Annotated in this window: 13 protein-coding genes; all 13 read left to right on the forward strand. The window is 35.9% G+C overall.

The features are described from left to right. Nucleotides 1-286 precede the first annotated feature (286 nt). Nucleotides 287-997: an RNA polymerase sigma factor gene (locus OQ292_RS33655; protein WP_284688525.1), complete on the forward strand. Its 711-nt coding sequence runs from the start codon at nucleotides 287-289 to the stop codon at nucleotides 995-997. A 177-nt stretch (nucleotides 998-1,174) separates the two neighbouring features. After that, entirely contained in the window at nucleotides 1,175-2,227 is a 1,053-nt protein-coding gene (locus OQ292_RS33660; RefSeq protein WP_284688526.1) for a FecR family protein, read from the forward strand. A gap of 171 nt (nucleotides 2,228-2,398) precedes the next feature. Next, a complete protein-coding gene (locus OQ292_RS33665; RefSeq protein ID WP_284688527.1) occupies nucleotides 2,399-5,806 on the forward strand; it encodes a SusC/RagA family TonB-linked outer membrane protein in 3,408 nt (1,135 codons plus the stop codon). A gap of 28 nt (nucleotides 5,807-5,834) precedes the next feature. After that, nucleotides 5,835-7,370, forward strand: coding sequence for a RagB/SusD family nutrient uptake outer membrane protein (locus tag OQ292_RS33670; RefSeq protein WP_284688528.1), 1,536 nt, complete (start codon nucleotides 5,835-5,837; stop codon nucleotides 7,368-7,370). 125 nt (nucleotides 7,371-7,495) lie between these two features. Beyond that, entirely contained in the window at nucleotides 7,496-9,001 is a 1,506-nt protein-coding gene (locus OQ292_RS33675) for an arabinan endo-1,5-alpha-L-arabinosidase (RefSeq protein WP_284688529.1), read from the forward strand. A gap of 30 nt (nucleotides 9,002-9,031) precedes the next feature. Further along, nucleotides 9,032-11,020, forward strand: coding sequence for an alpha-L-arabinofuranosidase C-terminal domain-containing protein (locus tag OQ292_RS33680; protein WP_284688530.1), 1,989 nt, complete (start codon nucleotides 9,032-9,034; stop codon nucleotides 11,018-11,020). Nucleotides 11,021-11,039: 19 nt separating this feature from the next. Continuing rightward, entirely contained in the window at nucleotides 11,040-12,596 is a 1,557-nt protein-coding gene (locus OQ292_RS33685; RefSeq protein ID WP_284688531.1) for an alpha-N-arabinofuranosidase, read from the forward strand. Between the two features lie 33 nt (nucleotides 12,597-12,629). Next, complete coding sequence (locus OQ292_RS33690; RefSeq protein ID WP_284688532.1) at nucleotides 12,630-13,625, forward strand: arabinan endo-1,5-alpha-L-arabinosidase; 996 nt, start codon at nucleotides 12,630-12,632, stop codon at nucleotides 13,623-13,625. A gap of 209 nt (nucleotides 13,626-13,834) precedes the next feature. After that, nucleotides 13,835-14,263, forward strand: a complete 429-nt coding sequence (locus tag OQ292_RS33695) for a MarR family winged helix-turn-helix transcriptional regulator (protein ID WP_284688533.1) — start codon at nucleotides 13,835-13,837, stop codon at nucleotides 14,261-14,263. A gap of 804 nt (nucleotides 14,264-15,067) precedes the next feature. Then, nucleotides 15,068-15,853 carry a DUF3050 domain-containing protein gene (locus OQ292_RS33700; protein ID WP_284688534.1) on the forward strand — a complete coding sequence of 262 codons (786 nt, stop codon included), beginning with the start codon at nucleotides 15,068-15,070 and terminating at the stop codon, nucleotides 15,851-15,853. 139 nt (nucleotides 15,854-15,992) lie between these two features. Continuing rightward, nucleotides 15,993-16,562, forward strand: coding sequence for a hypothetical protein (locus tag OQ292_RS33705; RefSeq protein WP_284688535.1), 570 nt, complete (start codon nucleotides 15,993-15,995; stop codon nucleotides 16,560-16,562). Further along, nucleotides 16,531-18,207: a S41 family peptidase gene (locus tag OQ292_RS33710; RefSeq protein ID WP_284688536.1), complete on the forward strand. Its 1,677-nt coding sequence runs from the start codon at nucleotides 16,531-16,533 to the stop codon at nucleotides 18,205-18,207. The genes OQ292_RS33705 and OQ292_RS33710 overlap by 32 nt, the downstream gene beginning before the upstream one ends. Before the next feature lie 5 nt (nucleotides 18,208-18,212). Continuing rightward, the gene (locus OQ292_RS33715; protein WP_284688537.1) at nucleotides 18,213-19,175 is read left to right on the forward strand and encodes a DUF1152 domain-containing protein; all 963 of its coding nucleotides are present in this window, start codon (nucleotides 18,213-18,215) and stop codon (nucleotides 19,173-19,175) included. Nucleotides 19,176-19,189: the final 14 nt, after the last annotated feature.

Consider the following 19,189-nt stretch of genomic DNA (forward strand, 5'->3'; position numbering starts at 1 on the left):
GAAAAGTAGCTAATACAGTTAATCACTTTTCGTAACGGTGGATATAATCTGTATAAGTTTTGAAATACTTTGTTCAGAAAAAATTACCTGTGATGTCAATGTTTTTTTGCAAATGATTAAATGATTTAACCGGACCATAAGATTAGTCTTTCAACGTCTTTTGGTACTGGTTAAACCATTTTGTATAGAGATATTAAATTATAATTTTCTAGCAAAAGACCGACTAGCAAAGTATTTTCTATTATCATTGAAATTGGTAAATTTATATATACTAACATCCACAATTATGAAAATGATCGCAAGAGGCTATTACTCTGATAAAGTTACTGATAGTGATGGGGGGCATCCTGTGAAAGAAAACCACATACCAAAAACATCACAACAGAAATATGACTTACTAGAAGACAAAGCACTTTGGAAAGCATTTAAGGAGGGAGATCAGGGCGCATTTGCCCATATCTACAAAACTTATGTACAAACGCTTTTTACTTTTGGTTGCCAAATTGTAAACGATCGAGAACTGGTTAAAGACTGTATTCAGAACTTATTTATCGATCTAAAAAAACCATCCAAAAAGAATACAGAAATCCTATCTATAAAATCTTATCTGTTTAAATCGATGTACAGGAGGGTGATAAGAATGGCGAAGCGAGAAAACAGATACCTTTCTTATAATAATAAATGGGAGAATGAGGGTTTTATGGTTTCTTTCTCTCATGAGCGCACGCTTATTAATGAGGAGGCATTAAAAGACAAAAAATCCAAAATCGAAAAAGTAGTAAACGAGCTGCCCAACCGCCAGCGAGAAGCTTTTCTTTATCATTTTTATGAGGGCTTGAGTTACGAAGAAATTGCCCACGTAATGGATTTGAAAAAAGTACATTCAGCCAGAAAGCTTATTTATAAAGCTATTGGCAAGGTTAAAGAAAAGTTGAATCCAGCCATAGTTTTAACATCAATTGTTGTTTTACTACTGGTTTTGCTTTTAGTATTTTAAAAAGAATCTATCCTGAAAACATTTGTATAGCCCTGTAGAGGCCGATAATTCTCTTAGATAAAAAAAAATCAAAAAAAATTGAAAAAAGAGGGACACTTTGAGAAACTAAGTGCTCATGTATATAAAGAGAGGATTTGATGGACTTACGGGGTTAGTATTTTTGGAAAATATATATGTATGAAGAACAAACAGCCAAAATATAAAGATTTCACTACAGAAGACTTTTTAGAGGATGAGTTTTTTGTAAAGTGGGTAAAGACGGCTACTGAGGAGACCAACCAGTTTTGGGAGGAATGGACGAAAGTACACCCTCATAAAGTTCCTGCATTAATGGAAGCCAAAAATATTATCCTCTCTACTCATTATAAAAAACAAGACGAATTAGACTCTACCGAGATACTGGAAATGTACGAGCAAATTGTAAAAGGCAATAGTACACAGCCATCTCAATTGGGGGTAAACACTAATAACTGGTGGAGTGGATTTGCCAAAATAGCAGCAGTAATTTTAGTATTGTTGGTAGCTGGGTTTGGTGCATATCAGTTTAACGAGCAAGGCATACATGCATTAAGTGACGAAACAGAAGAGGTTTGGCTTTCTGCTATAAGCCCTGCGGGAAAGAAAACGACCATTAGGTTAATGGATGGCACAGTGGTAAAGTTAAATGCAGGTAGTTCACTGTTTTATCCTAAGCAATTTGGTGCAAAATACAGAAAAGTAATTTTAAAAGGTGAAGCATTTTTTGATGTAGCTAAAAATCCTGAAAGGCCATTTATTATAGAAACTGGCGAAATAGAAACCAAAGTTTTAGGTACCAGCTTTAACATTAAGTCTGATTCTGCCTATAACAAAGTACAAGTGGCAGTGGTAACTGGCATTGTTGAGGTAAGTGATAAAGGCGGAAACCACATAAAGTTGACTCCGATGGAGGCTGTAACTTACGACTCTAAAATTAAAAATATAGAGAAACACACAGTAGAAGATATTGATGCAGTAGTTGGTTGGAAAGAGGGTTTACTTCAATTTAACAAAGCAAGTTTTAAAGAGATTTGCGAAAGACTTGAAACATGGTACGGAGTGGATATAGAATTGGCAGAAGACTTTAAAGAACCGGGAGCCTATTCGGGACGCTATGCTAACCAGAGCTTACAAAATGTATTGGAGGGCATCAGTTACACATCAGAATTTAACTATAAAATTAAAGATAAAAAGGTATTTATTTCAAATTGAAAATCGCCTATGAAGCAATTTAACTCAAGCTAATTTTTTTATAGAATTCCGGATTACTACCAAAAATATAAGGGAAAAATCCAAAGACCTGTCTAATCGTTGGTAGCGCTAACAGGCCTGAGGATGGTTTGCCTTGACGTCTATTATTTATTCATCAAAACATTTAAAGATATGAAATTGAAAATACTAAGACAAGTCTGGATTATGTCGAAATTTATCTTATATGGCACGTTTTTCCAGGTACTTCTTGTAGGAGTGCTTCTGGCAGAAAACAGCAATGGACAGAAACAGAGTGTGTACGATATTTATATTGATGTAGATTATAGAGATGCATCATTAAATAGAGTGCTTAAAGACATTCAAAACAAAACAGGTTTCTACTTTACCTATAATCATGATGTAGTAGGTGAAAAAGATAAAATAAATATTGTAGCCAAAAATCAGTCATTAGGAAACATCCTATCAACATTGTCTTCTAAAAACCACCTCATGTTTAAGCGTATAGATGGCAATATTCATGTGAAGAAGAAGAAAAGTAAAAGTACAAAGGTCGAAGAGGTTTTTACAGCATCTTATGCAAAACAAGTAAAAGTTAGTGGTACGGTTACTTCTTTAGAAGATGATGAACCACTACCTGGTGTGAGTATTCTAATAAAAGGAACATCAATAGGTACTACAACAGATTTTGATGGAAATTTCTCCATGAGTGCACCGAGCGATGCCATTTTACAATTTAGTTATATTGGTTTTATTACTCAAGAAGTAGAGGTAGGTAACAGAAGTATAGTAGATGTAAAACTAGAAACTGACTACGAACAATTAGAAGAGGTAATAGTAGTAGGTTATGGTACACAGCGCAAGAGCGATTTAACTGGTTCAGTAGCAGTGGTAGAAACTGACGAGATTCAGAAAATGGCTGTAAACGATATTACAAAAGCACTACAAGGTAGAATTGCTGGTGTTACTGTGCAAAGTGGTGGAGAGCCAGGTGCGGTTCCTGTAGTTAAAATTAGAGGTATTGGCTCATTCAACAACAACACACCTTTATATATTGTAGATGGTATTGTTACACCGATTAACGACTTGCCGATGTCAGACATTGAGTCTATGCAAGTATTGAAAGATGGAGCTGCTGCTGCAATTTATGGTTCAAGAGCGGCAAATGGTGTAGTAATTATCACTACAAAAAGAGGTGCTAAAGGCCCACTTAAATTAAATTACTCTGCTTACTACGGTGTGCAAAATGTACCAAACAGATATGATGTAGCGAACCGCGAAGAATATCAATTATTAGTAAATGAAGCTTCTGTAAATGCAGGTGAAGCACTTAAGCCAGCTAACGATCCAAGTTCTTCTCTTTTTGTAGACAATGTAGATACAGACTGGCAAGAAGAAGTTTTTAAAACTGGTAAAATACAAGAGCACAACCTAAACTTAACCGGAGGTAATGAGACATCAACTTTCAATATCTCGCTTAATTACTTCGACCAAAGTGGAACAGTAGTGGGTAGAGGCCCTAAATATACCCGTTACGGAATTGGTGTTAACTCTGATCATCAAATAGGAAAACTAAAAGTAGGACAGTCTGTGCACTATACAGTAGCCGACCAAACTTTTATGACTTTCTTACATACCGGAAATAACTTGGTTTACATGGTAAATGCTATTCCAACTTTACCAGTGAATGACGAAAGTACGGTTGATGGATATGCAAGTGCAGACCAAGTAATTCATGGTTCATATACAGCCAATGTGGCGGGTATGAATAACATGATTGAAAGTACCACAGATAGATATCGCTTTATTGGTAATGTGTATGGAGAATATGCGATTCTGGACGAATTGAAATATAAACTAAGTTTAAGTTTTGAAAGAACAGATTGGAGAGATTTCTATTTCCAACCAATTCACGATTTAGGCTGGTTCTATGTGAACAACATTGCCAAAATGAACGATTGGAGAGGTTTCGGTTCTACAGGAACCATTGAGCAAACTTTAACGTGGAATAAATCGCTTGGCGATCACTCATTTACTGCTATGGTGGGAACTACCATGCTAGAAAGTTCGATTAAAAGAACTTATGGCCATGCAGAAGGATTCACCGAACCATACTTTAAAGTATTAAGCCAAGGTACTTCAGGGCAAACCATTACGAGCGACGAATACCAAAGTAGATTAATGTCTTTATTTGGTAGAGTAACTTACAATTACAAAGACAGGTATTTATTAAATGCTACTATTCGTAGAGATGGTTCTTCAAGATTTGCTGAGATAAACAGATTTGGTACTTTCCCAGCAGTTTCGGTAGGTTGGAATATTCACAACGAAGCCTTTATGATGGGTGTTCGAGCAATCAACCAATTAAAAATTAGAGCGAGTTATGGTGTATTAGGTAACCAAGAAATTGGTGATTATCGCTATGCAGCCACAATTACACCTTATGCACACTATGTATTAAATGGCCAGTTGGCAACCGGAGCTTCACAGTATGCTTTTGTATCGCCAGATATGAAATGGGAATCTAAGGTTTCTAAAAACATAGCAGTTGATATGGCATTCTTTGATGATAAAATCACCTTTACTGCGGAGTATTACAACAACCTTTCAGAAGATATGTTAGTTGGTGTGCCTATTCCAGGAAGTACTGGTGCATACGATTGGGAAGCACCAACAATCAACGGTGCATCTGTTAGAAACAGTGGTTTTGAATTTACTTTAGGATATAGAAAAGCAGAAGGAGATTTTAATTACGGTATTAACGCAAACATCTCCACTCTTAAAAACGAGGTGCTTGCACTAGGCTATGGAGACAATCCGATTTATGGAATTATGAGTAGAACAGCTGTAGGTAGCGAAGTGGGAGAGTTTTACGGTTGGGTAGACGAAGGTTTGTTCCAGTCTCAGACAGAAATTGATGAATTAAACGAAGCTTCACCAATTGGTCGCTACCAAGAAGTAGATACTAGCCCAGGTGATGTAAAATATTCAGATTTAAATGGCGATGGTTACATCAACGACGATGACAGAGCTTATTTAGGTAGTGCAATTCCTAATCTTTACTACGGATTAAACTTTAACGCTTCTTACAAAAACTTCGATTTAACTGTTGCAGCTAATGGTTCTTCTGGTAACAAAATTAATAATGGTATTAGAAGAGCGATTGAAAATGGTTCTGGTTGGGATAACTATTCTAAAAATATGCTGAACCGTTGGACTCCCGAAAACACAAATACAGATGTGCCAAGGGTAATCATGTATGACCCTAACAACAACAATAGAGATTCTCAAAGATGGCTTGAAGATGGTAAATATCTTAAAATCACTAATGTAGAATTAGGCTACAATGTGCCAGCAGCATTAACAAGTAAGCTGCATATTTCTAGATTAAGGGTATATCTATCAGGACAAAATGTATACACATTTACTAAGTACACTGGCTTTGATCCAGACTTTGGTAACGATGGCTTATTCAGTAGAGGAACAGATAAAGCTGCTGAAGCAAACAGGTCATTTACTGCTTATTCAGGAGGTTTACCAAACCCAAGAACTTTCTTATTGGGCGTAAAAGTAGGATTCTAGTGTATTACTTAACTTAAATGAAAAGAAAATGAAAAACATTAAATATATAGTCTTTTTAGCGACATTTAGTCTAGGAATTTTCGGTTGTAACGAAGATTGGCTTGAGCTTTCAAATCCAAATCAACAAACGGTTACCTCATTCTGGCAAACCGAAAGCGATATACAAAAAGGGGTAAATGCTACATATCAGTCATTAGCCTACTACGATGGTACATTTTTTAGATTTGCACCTATTGCGCTTGATCTACGTGGCGACGATACAGAAAGCCCAAGCCCTTGGGATGTATTAGCCAACACGGGTCAATTTAAACTTGCAAATACGACAATTATGCAGCAATGGCTTTGGATTGCTTTTTATGGCGTAACATTTAGAGCAAACCAAGTACTTGCACATATTGATGATGTAACCTTCGAAGATGAAAGTTATAAGAACAGATTAAGAGGAGAAGCACAGTTTTTAAGAGGTTTGTCTTATTTCTATTTAGTAACCTTCTTCAATAATATTCCATTAATAGAAGGTGATTTTGAAACTACAGATGACTATTACCAAACTCAGGCTGATCCTGATGCGGTTTGGGCATTAATTGTTTCAGACTTCCAAGCTGCTGCTACTAACTTACCAGATTCTTATGGATCTACTGATTTAGGTAGAGCGACAAAAGGTGCTGCTTATGCTTATCTTGGCAAAGCTCATTTGTTTATGCAAAACTGGTCAGAAGCTGCTACTGCATTTACCGAAGTAATGAATTTAGGATATAGTTTGATGGATAACTACGAAGACAATTTTACAGAAGCCTTCGAAAATAATGAAGAGTCGATCTTTGAGCTTCAATTTGACAGAAACGTGGGTGGTGTAGTATTAGGTTGGGTAGGTGCTCCGGGTGCCGACTGGTCGCTTACTACAGCAAGAGCCATTACTTATGCTCCAGCTCCATTTGGTTGGAACGATGTAGCACCAACTCGTTGGATTGTAGATGAGTTTTTAGCAGAAAAAACCATCGAAGGTGAAGATGACCCAAGATTGAAAGCAACTATTTTCTACAACTATCCGGGTGCAACTTTGTACGGGCAAAGCTTCGAAGAAGTCTATGCAACAGACTTGGATAAACTAGGAGTGAAAAAATATGGTAATTCTGAATCGGGCAGAGTAGACGAGAAAGATTGGAGATCGGGTGTAAATGAGCGCTTAATGAGATACTCTGATGTATTGCTTATGTATGCCGAAGCTCAGAATGAATTAGGAAACACAAATGTGGCTGCTGAATATATGCAAATGGTTCGTGACAGAGCAAACCTTCCTGACAGAGAAGCTGAATTTGCGGGTTTGAGTCAGGAAGGATTTCGCGAACAACTAGCTCACGAGCGCGCTTTGGAGTTTGCTTTAGAAGGTCACAGGTTTGATGATATAAGACGTTGGGGCTGGTTAAGCGATGCTTCAAAGCTTGAAGAACTCAAATCTCACGACTCAGAATTTGAAGGTTATGTAGCAGGAAGAGAATATTTCTCTATCCCTCAATCAGAAATAGACATCAATCCTGAGTTGATTCAAAATCAAGGATATTAATAAATTAAAATCTCCTCTGTATAGCAAACATGCAGAGGAGATTAATTAACAAAACATAAGTTTAAACATCTACAGCTAATTTTTTTCTTAAGTAGAATGTAAACTAAACCGCAGGCAAGGAGTATATGGGAATGAATAGTATTAGCAGATTACTAAAAATATTGGGGTTACTTACATTGATAATTCAACTGGCTTCTTGTTCAGAAGATAATAATGTAACACCGGAAGTGGAAGGAGACAGCACTACTGTAGAAAATCCGGTAAGTAATTTTGATATCAACTCTATCGAAGATACATATGGAGAAATTGCTGCCTACGAAAATGCACGCAAATGGGGACCTTACAATGTGCACGATCCGAGCATAATTAAAGATGGCGATTATTACTACTGTTACAATACCGATGTAGGGTATGGAACAGAAGTGCCAGCGGGTATCCAAATAAGAAAATCTAAAGATTTAGTAGAGTGGCAATATGTGGGCAGAGTATTTAATGGATTGCCCCAACAAGGTGCCGATTTTATTAAATCAAAAGGTGTAGAACCATTTGATGCACTTTGGGCACCATATATATATAAGTATGGTGATGAATTCAGGCTATATTACTCACTTTCTTCATCAGCTCCTCGACTAAGTGTAATTGGTCTGGCAACTGCACCAACTCCTGTTGGCCCATGGACAGAACAAGGTTTGGTAGTTACTTCAGTTAATGACAATTCCATTCAAACCAATGCAATTGACCCCACAATTGTTATCGATAAATCTGGTGATCATTGGTTTTACTATGGCTCAGCTTGGGATGGTATTTACTACTTACAACTCGATCCGGATACAGGTTTAGCACTCAAAGGGAATGATAAAGGCAAGCGTATTGCCCAACGTGGCTTTACCGGAAACTCGATTAACGGCAACATAGAAGGCCCTGAGATTATCTACAATGAAGAGTTAGACAAGTATTATATGTTTATTGCTTACGATTGGCTTCAAACAAAATACAATGTAAGAGTGGGCCGGGCCGATTCTCCAGAAGGTCCTTTCTACGATTTTAATGGCAATGACCTCAACGGCGAAGAAGATAACATCCCAATGATTTTAGCTCCCTATCAATTTGAAGGACATGGAGGTTGGCAAGGTGTTTCTCATTGTGCAGTCTTTAAAGAAGGTGACCAATATTTTATGGCACACCAAGGTAGGCCGGGGGTAGACTCTTATTATATGGTGTTGCATGTTAGAAAAATATTTTGGACAGAAGATGGCTGGCCGATAGTTTCACCAGAAAGATATGCTGCGCTAGAACAAACAGAAATTGTAGAATCTGATTTAGTTGGCCATTGGGAGCAAATCGATTTAGGCTATAAAGTAGTGCCCGGTTATGCAGAAGAACAACTCTCAGCAGATTTTCAAGTGGCTGTAGATTTAACCTTGGATGCAGCAGGTACAATTAATAGCGAAGAGTCTAGTACTTGGAGCTATAGTGCACCTTGGTTAGAGTTAAATTGGGCTAATGCAAGCACCGCTAAAGTCTATGTAGAGCCAGGTAGAGACTGGGAAAATAAAATAGAGAAAACCTTGATTTTTAGTGGATTAAATAATGAAGGCACAGCTATATGGGGAAAGAAAAAAAGTAATTAAATTTAGCTAAATATAATTAAAACTAGACTTATGAGAATCAATAAACTATTTGAGCTGATTTTATGTGCGGGATTGCTGTTCCCCACATTTACATTTGCTCAAGCACCCATCGTATTAGAAGTAGATGCGAGTAAACATGTGGCAGATATTCAACCAACTATGTGGGGTATTTTTTTCGAAGATATCAACTTTGCTGCCGATGGTGGTATCTATGCAGAGATGGTAAAAAACAGATCATTCGAGTTTGATAATCCACTTATGGGGTGGAATGAACCAAATAGTGATACCCATTCTTTAAACGAAAAATCTGGTATTGCCAAAGTGGTTAAAGAATCGGAAGGAACCAACCCTCACTTTGCAAGAATAGAAGTTAAAAACAGCACTGGATACAAAATTATTAATGAAGGTTTCCGCAGCATGGGAATTAAAAAAGATGCTAAGTATAACCTTACCTTTGAAGCCAGAAATATGTCTGGCAACATCTCAAAAATCAACTTTCAATTTATAGATAAAAATGGAAAAGGAGTTGGTAAAGCTAGTGTAGCAGTTTCATCTAAAGATTGGAAAGCATACAGTGCTAGTTGGGCAGCTACAGAAACAGTTGAAAAAGCTCAACTTGAAATTACTTTTGAAGGAACAGGTGTGATTGATGTTGATATGATTTCCCTTTTCCCAGAAGATACATGGAAAGGCAGACCAAAAGGAATGCGTAAAGATTTAGTACAATTGCTTGCCGACCTACAACCCGGCTTTTTAAGATTTCCTGGTGGATGTATAGTAGAAGGAAGAACTTTGAACCAACGCTATCAGTGGAAAAAAACAGTGGGTAACATCGAAGACCGTGAGATGATTGTAAACCGTTGGAATACTGAATTTGCTCACAGACCAACTCCAGATTATTTTCAGACATTTGGCTTAGGATTTTTTGAGTACTTCCAGTTATCAGAAGATTTAGGAGCAGAAGCGCTTCCAATTTTAAGTTGTGGCATGGCTTGTCAGTTTAATACAGGTGAGTTGGTACCTATGGCTGAGCTAGACCCTTATGTGCAAGATGCTTTAGATTTGATTGAATTTGCTAATGGAGCTACAAGTACAAAATGGGGAAAACTTCGTGCAGATATGGGGCATCCTGAACCATTCAATTTAAAATACATTGGTGTAGGTAACGAGCAGTGGGGGCCAGATTATTTCGATAGATTAAAAGTATTTATAGAAGCCATAAAAGGGCAATATCCAGAAATGATTGTAGTATCAGGTACTGGCCCATTCCCAGATGGTGAACAATTTGATTATGCTGAAATTGAATTAAGAAAACTGAATGCAGAGATTGTAGACGAACATTATTACCGTAGTCCTGAGTGGTTTTTAGAAAATGCAGATCGCTACGATAGTTATGATAGAAACAGTTATAAAATATTTGCGGGTGAATATGCTGCTCAGAGTGTAGCCATTGCCAGTCCTGATAATAAAAATAACTGGCAATGTGCTATGTCTGAAGCGGCTTATCTTACAGGTTTAGAAAGAAATGCAGATGTGGTTTACCTTACTTCTTACGCGCCATTATTTGCTCATGTAGAGGGCTGGCAGTGGACACCAGACTTAATCTGGTTTAATAACTTAACCTCATACGGAACACCAAACTACTATGTGCAAAAACTATTTTCTAACAATAGTGGTACAAAACTGATCTCTGTAGAATCTGACGACAAACCGCTTACTGGGCAAAATAGCATCTATGCATCTTCTGTATTGGATGAAGATACAAAAGAAATTATCGTGAAGGTGGTAAACTCTTCAGAAGAAAGTAAGTCTGTAAAAATCAGTCTTAAAGGTGCAAAGAGACCAAAAAAAGAGGCTGCTCTAATTGTATTAAATAGTAAAGACCTTAATGGAGTAAACTCAATAGAAGATCCTGCTTCAATATCACCCGAAGAAAAAACAGTTTCTCTCAAAGGAAGAAACATTGAGTTGGAGCTGCCTCCTTATTCTTTATCAGTCATAAAAGTTGTTCAACAATAAAACATTTACATTCTAAATTATGAATACCAACAAATCATTGCTACTAGCATTCTTCATGTTTCTTTCAGCGCCATTTTTGTTTGCGCAAGATGAAGCTGTCGAGGTAAAAATTGATGCAACAAAAGCCGAACATACCATTAGCAGACATATATACGGCCACTTCGCCGAGCATTTAGGTCGCTGTATTTATGGTGGTTTTTATGTAGGAGAAGACAACAGTAAAATAGAAAATACCGATGGTATTAGAAGCGATGTTGTAGCCGCATTAAAAGATTTAAACATTCCTAACTTAAGATGGCCGGGAGGTTGTTTTGCAGATACTTACCACTGGAAAGACGGCATCGGTCCAAAAGCAGAAAGACCATCATTTGTAAACCGTTGGTGGGGTGGAGTAGTAGAAGATAACAGCTTTGGAACGCACGATTTTTTAAATCTTTGTGAAATGCTAGACACTGAACCTTATTTGGCTGCAAATGTGGGTAGTGGTACAGTGCAAGAATTAATCGATTGGGTATATTATGTAAATCACAAAGAAGGTAGCCCAATGGCTGCTTTAAGAAAAGAGAATGGAAGAGAAGAACCTTGGGCTGTAAAATATTGGGGAGTTGGTAACGAAATGTGGGGTTGCGGTGGAAACATGAAACCAGAATATTATGCTAACCTATATACCCAGTATAGTACTTTTATGACTGACTGGACAAACGGTGATGGTTTGTTTAGAATTGCTTCTGGCGCCAACGTAGCAGATTACCACTGGACAGAAACTTTAATGAAAGAAGTGCCGCATCACTTGCTAGAAGGAGTTGCTTTGCACTCATATTCTTTTGTAGAATGGAATGATAAAGGAGCAGCGTCAGACTTTACTGAAGCACAGTATTTTTCTACCATGCAAACCGCATTAAAAATGAATGAGCTGGTAGAGAAGCACTCAGCCATTATGGATAAGTATGATGAAGCAAAAAGAATTGCTCTAATAGTTGATGAGTGGGGTGGATGGTACAATGTAGAAGAAGGAACTAATCCAGGTTTTCTTTATCAGCAAAATACCATGAGAGATGCGATGATTGCCGGAGCTACGCTTAACATTTTTAATAACCATTGTGAGCGTGTGAGAATGGCGAATTTGGCACAAACTATCAATGTGTTGCAAGCTGTAATTCTTACAGATGACGAGAAAATGTTGCTAACACCAACTTACCATGTAATGAGAATGTACAAGGTACACCAAGATGCTTTAATGTTGCCTGTAGATTTTAAAAATGTAGATTATGAGTTTGAAGCTGAGAAACTACCTGCATTATCAGTTTCTGCATCTAAAGCGAAAGATGGGGCTGTACATATTTCACTTGTAAACATTGATCCAAATAATGCACATGACTTAACATTGAGTTTAAGTGGTGTTGAGTTTAAATCAATCACTGGTGAAATATTAAAATCAGAGAAGCTTCAAGACCACAACACTTTTGATAATCCAGAAAGTGTAACACCATCAGAATACAAAGAATTTAAAAAGAAAAAAGACCAAATAACTACGAGTTTACCACCATTCTCAGTAGTTGTTCTTGAATTGAAATAAACAGAGTAGTATATAATAGTTAGTAGCTGGGTTATGAAAAGTAGACTAAGGATAATAATTGCGTTGTGTGGATTTATGTTGATTGTTTTTAATAAAGTATCTGCACAGAATTTCACAGATGTAATTGTTCATGATCCGATGATGATTAAACAAGGGGATACTTACTTCCTGTTTTGTACAGGCAGGGGTATCTCTGTGTTTTCTTCTAAAGATTTAAAAGACTGGAAAAAAGAAAAGCCAGTATTCGATACACCACCACTTTGGGCTGTAGAAGCTGTTCCAACATTCAAAGGTCACATTTGGGCACCGGATATATCTTTCCATAATGGTCTGTATTACCTATATTATTCAGTTTCTGCTTTTGGCAAAAACACTTCTTGTATAGGTGTTGCAACAAACAAAACACTTGATCCAACAGACTCTAACTTTAAATGGATAGATCATGGCAAAGTAATTCAATCTGTACCTGGCAGAGATTTATGGAATGCCATTGACCCCAATTTGTCTTACGATGAGAACCAACAACCTTGGCTAACATTTGGCTCTTTTTGGAGTGGGATGAAGCTCGTTAAAATGGATGCTTCCTTAACAGAAGTAGCACAGCCAGAAGAATGGTATACTATCTCAAAAAGAGATAGAAGTTTTAAACAAGACGATTACAATCCGGGTGAAGCAGCAGTGGAGGCTCCATTTATTTTTAAGAAAAATGGCTATTATTATCTATTTGTCTCATTTGATTATTGTTGTAAAGGAGTAGAAAGTACTTATAAAGTTGTAGTTGGAAGATCGAAGTCTATAAAAGGTCCATTTTTAGATAAAGAAGGTATAAAAATGGATGAAGGAGGAGGTTCTTTACTAATAGAAGGGAATAAAGATTGGAATGGAGTGGGGCATAACTCAGCATATACATTTGATGGGAAAGACTATTTTGTTAGTCATGCCTATGATGCGAATGATGATGGAAAACCCAAATTAATCATCCGGGAAATGGCGTGGGATGGAGAAAAATGGCCGATTATTAGTTGGTAAAGCTCAATTTTTCAATGATATCTCATAACAATGTTTTCAATGACATAATAATTTCCGATAATTGAAGAATTAATCTAACTATTACTAAATTGGAATTCTACATACACAAGTTTTGCGCTTAAGTATGATTGGATACAACTAGCATTTCTAAAATTTAGCACTTACAAATTAGCTATTTCTATTATACTGAAGTTCTTACGGGGATAAATATGGAATTCGAAAACACACTAGGGAGGTTTATTTCAAGATTAAAGTATTTAGCTTATCAGGAGCTGAATAGAGAATTAAAGCAATCTAATTTATGCATAACAGGAGATCAATTTCGCTTATTAACTCATCTTTGGAAAGAAGATGGTCTCACCCAGCAAAAAGTTGCAGATTTAACCGATCGTAATAGAGGCAGTATTACTCGCATGGTTGATGTTCTTGAAAAAAACGGAGTAATTAAACGTATAGAAGACAAAAGGGACAGAAGGGTAAATCTGATTTACTTAACAGAGTCCGGTCGGGAATTAGAATCTCAAGCAGTGGAATGTGTAGAGCGCATACATGATAAAATTACACAAGGTTTTACAGAAGAGGAGATTGATAACTTTGGGAATCTGCTAAAAAAATCCATCAAAAATCTAGAAAAATAGGTTTTTCTCTTATTGTTTAATTTCTAGTAAGAGGACTCTTTTGTCTTTTTGCATTACTAATTATGTGTTAAAAACACACATTTTATACGTGTAAGTATGTGCGTTGTTAGGAAGTTTATTTGAGTAATTAAATAATTTGTTTATTGAACTTGTTTTCAATTTTACATGAATAAATCATAGGCGATATAATCTTCAACAGTTTAATTATATATAATATTGGAATAATTAAAATATTGAAATTAAAGTGCATAAAATTGAGTAAAAAAAGATATTTATTTCAATTAGTCCTTATATTTACATAATAATACCAAAAGTTAGTAGTTAAAATTTGGTATTTTATTATATAGTAATTAGCGTTAAAGTCATGAAAGGTCGGTTCCATTGGAGTCGACCTTTTTTTATTCTTATTCCGTTATTAACTTAAATATTTAACTCATAAGTAGCTGTTTTTTAATAAGTTATAAATTTATGTAATTGTAATTATTTTAATATTAGTGCAGAATTAAGAATAAAATATTGTGATTTTTTTAACATTGTACACAATTTATTGCATGTGCCCCCAAACGCAAAAATGAAATATTATAATACCTAAATATGTGCATTTTATTAATGCAAGATTTATTATAATACTCAACTTTTTGGTATAAGGAAATGCAGTTTAACATGTACTATCTTTTTCATGCTTGTAAATTTTTCTTTTTAAAATTTTATCATTTGTAAATTTACCCAACAAACTGGAATTGCTTTTTAACCAGTAATGTCTAGTTTCATAAAATGTAATTTAAATATCGATAAGCGATTATAATGACTACAGAAATAGAAAATATTGAACAACGCATTTACCCTTTAAAGGAGCAGTTAAAAAATCATGCATTGTACCAGCAATTAGAAACACTGGCAGATATCAGAATATTTATGGAGAGCCATGTATATGCTGTGTGGGATTTTATGTCGTTGCTAAAAGCATTACAAAGCCAGCTTACTTGTTTGCAAGTGCCATGGGTACCAGCTGCCAATCCAGAAACGGCCAGGTTTATAAACGAGATTGTATTGGGTGAAGAGTCAGATGTAAATGAATTAGGAGAGCCCAAAAGCCATTTTGAGATGTATTTGGATGCAATGAAACAAATTAATGCTGATACTAATGAAGTTGATAGTTTTATCAATCTTATAAAAGACCAAGTTGCTGTTAGTGATGCCGCCAACAAACTAGCATTAAATAATTCTGTGAAAGCCTTTATCAATTTTACTTTTGAAGTAATTGCAACTGGTAAGCCTCACCTCATCGCATCAGCATTTACTTTTGGTAGAGAAGATCTTATTCCAGATATGTTTATTGAGATTATCAAAAATGAAGAAAAGAAAGGTGATAAATCTTATAACAAACTTATCTATTACCTAAACAGACATATCGAGCTAGATGGAGACGAGCACGGCCCTTTATCTCTTAAAATGATTGCAGAGCTTTGCGGAGATGACAAATCTAAATGGCAAGAAAGTTTAGAGATAGCAAAAGAAGCCTTGCAGCAAAGAATAAACCTTTGGGATGGAATAACCGAGCAAATTACAGAAAAGCAGCAAGTATTATAAAATATAATTTTAATAACTGCTTAATATCTGAATGATATAAAGGGCTTTAGGTGGATTGTAGCAACAAATTAATATTTTGATTTAATCTCTCGAAATATTAATTTGTTAATGCTATAAAATTGATACAAACCCTACGTTCATGGAAAAGATTTTTTTAACTGCTGCTTTACTCTTTCTAAATAGTCTCCTGTTTAGCCAAGATACTACCACGCCTACCGAATTTAATCTTGATTTTGAAAAACTTGTCTCGGGAGAAGAATTGCCTACTGGCTGGTTTAGATGGGGAGATGAACAATTTGAATTAATTCCCGATTCAACAACTATTCATAGTGGTAAGATGGCGGTGTTAATTCAGCCAAAAGAAGGAAGTTCTGCGACAACTTTCGGTTGTGTAGCATATAGAATACCTGCCCAGTACAAAGCAAATAAAATTGAAGTAAAAGCTTATATGAAACTAGAAGATGTTACCGATCCAATTGGTTTGATGATTAGGGTAGATGGTAAATCAGGTGTTTTGAGCTTTGATAATATGCAAAAACGAGGGATAAAGGGAACCTCCGACTGGAATCAATATGCAGTAAAGGTTTCTTATCCTGATCATGCCCAAAATATCTTTATCGGTGCCATACTTTCGGGAAAAGGAAAACTATGGGTAGATAATTTTGAGGTGTTGTTAGATGGCAAAAATTGTCGAACCAGAATTGCTTAAAGCAGACAAAGATCTTGAGTTTGATAAGGGTTCTAATATCACTTTAAACAATTTAAAAGATCAGGAAGAAACAAGGCTGTACAACTTGGGTTTAATTTGGGGCTTTCTCAAATACTATCATCCGGCAGTAGCTGCGGGTGAATATAACTGGGACTACGAATTATTTAGAATTTTGCCCGAATTAGCAGATTTAAAAGGAGAAGAGTGGGACGCAAGGTTACAGAGTTGGATTAATAACTTAGGCGAATTAAAAGAAGGAAAAGAGCCTGAGTATAATGATGAAGTGAAAATTTACCCAGACCTAGACTGGATTGAAAATTCAGGCTTTTCAAGTGACTTGGTGGTTGCATTGCAAAAAGTAAAAACTGCAAAAAGAACTGGCGAACATTATTATATAGAATTGGCAAAAGGTGTTCAAAATCCTGTTTTCCTCAACGAGAATCGATATAAAGATATGCCGTCACCAGATGCTGGTTTTCGACTATTAGCTTTATATAAATATTGGAATATGATTCAATATTTTTTCCCCTACAAACATTTAATCGAAGGAGATTGGAAGGCCGTGTTAGCAGAGTCTGTACCTAAATTTATCGAAGCAGATAATGAATTAGCTTATAAACTCAACATGCTAGAGCTAATAGGCAAGATACATGATACACATGCAAATATTTGGGGGGCAGATTCTACTTTAACAGCTTTTAAAGGCGAAAGATATACACCCATTTCCATTAGATTTATTGAAGACAAAGCAGTTGTTACAGGCTTTTATAATGAAGAATTGGCTAAAGAAACAGGTTTAAAAATAGGAGATATTATTACAGCTGTAGATGGCAAGCCTGTAGATGATTTAGTTAAAGAAAAATTAAAATATTATCCGGCATCTAACTATGTAACCAAGCTCAGAGGTATTTCTAGAGATTTGCTAAGATCAAATACCGAAACAATAGCAGTAGAGTATACCAGCGGACAAAATGCGAAAAGTGCTACTCTAAAAACTTATCTACCAGAAAAGTTAGACTTGAGATTGACTGATGCAAAACCAGATACTTGTTTTAGTTATTTGGAGCCAGACATCGCTTACATCTATCCGGGCAATATAGATGCAAAACATATTTCCGATTTTATGGAAGAGATACAAGACACAAAGGGACTTGTAATTGATTTGAGATGTTATCCATCTAATTTTATTGTTTTTACATTGGGTAGACATTTAATGCCAGAAAAAACAGAGTTTGTAAAGTTTACTCATGGTTCAATTGAGCAGCCAGGTTTATTTTCAATACAAAAACACATCTCAGTAGGAATTAAAAACAAAGATTATTACAAAGGTAAAATTGTGATTTTAATTGATGAAACCACGCAGAGCCAAGCGGAATACACGACTATGGCATATAGAGTGGCTCCAAATGCCACTGTAATTGGTTCGCAAACAGCAGGTGCCGATGGCAATGTTTCTCCACTTTATTTGCCGGGAAGTGTATATTCGCTCATAAGTGGAATCGGTGTGTATTATCCTGATGGTACAGAAACTCAGCGAATAGGTATTGTGCCAGATATAGAAGTTAAACCAACCATTCAGGGTATCAGAGATCACCGAGACGAAGTGCTAGAATCAGCTATTAATTTGATACAGGAAAATAATTAAATACATTGACTAGACTATCTGAGATACAATTCTTTAATTCAATAAAAGAAAGCGAAAATATACTGTTGGCAGGTGCTGGTGGAGGTTTTGATATTTACAGTGGATTACCTGTTTATTTTGCATTAAAGCAAATGGGTAAAAATGTGACTTTGGCTAATTTTTCATTCACCGAATTGAGAAAAACTTCAGCTACAGAAGTTTTTCCATTTTGTTATCAGGTGGAAGCCTCTTGTAAAGTGCTTTCTAGTAATAATTATTTCCCCGAAAAATATTTGTGTGAGTGGCTTTTAACTAGAGGTGAACAAACTAGTATTTATGCATTTGCTAAGACAGGTGTACTTCCACTCAAAAAAGCTTATGATTATATTATTAAAAAGCATTCTATTGATACAATAGTGCTTGTAGATGGTGGAACAGATAGTTTAATGTTTGGCGATGAAGATGGTTTAGGCACACCAGTAGAAGATATTTGTTCGATGGCAGCAGTTTACAAAACAAGTATTAAGAAAAAACATCTTCTTTCTGTTGGCTTCGGTATTGATCATTTTCATGGTGTTTCCCATTTCAGATTTTTAGAAAATGTAGCTGAACTTATGCGAGATGGTGGCTACAACGGAATGTTTCAGGTTACAAAAGAAATGGAAGAAGGCAAGCATTATATTGCGGCTGTAGAATATGCCAATATGAGAATGAAAGGCATGGAAAGCATAGTTAACAACTCAATCTCTAGTGCTGTTCAAGGCTATTTTGGTAATCATCAGGTAACAGAAAGAACCAAGAGCAGTGAGTTATGGATAAATCCACTGATGTCTATTTATTGGTGTTTTGAGTTGGATGCTGTTATTCAGAAAAATAAATATTATCCCCGAATAAAAGCGACAAAAAATCTATTTGAAATAAACAGTGAAATTGCGGCATTTCAGTTGGAGTTAAAGAGTAATCGAGCTAAAAAGAATCTGCTACTTTAATCAAGAGATTTTAA

The sequence above is a fragment of the Chondrinema litorale genome, assembly GCF_026250525.1.
Taxonomy (GTDB): Bacteria; Bacteroidota; Bacteroidia; order Cytophagales; family Flammeovirgaceae; genus Chondrinema; species Chondrinema litorale.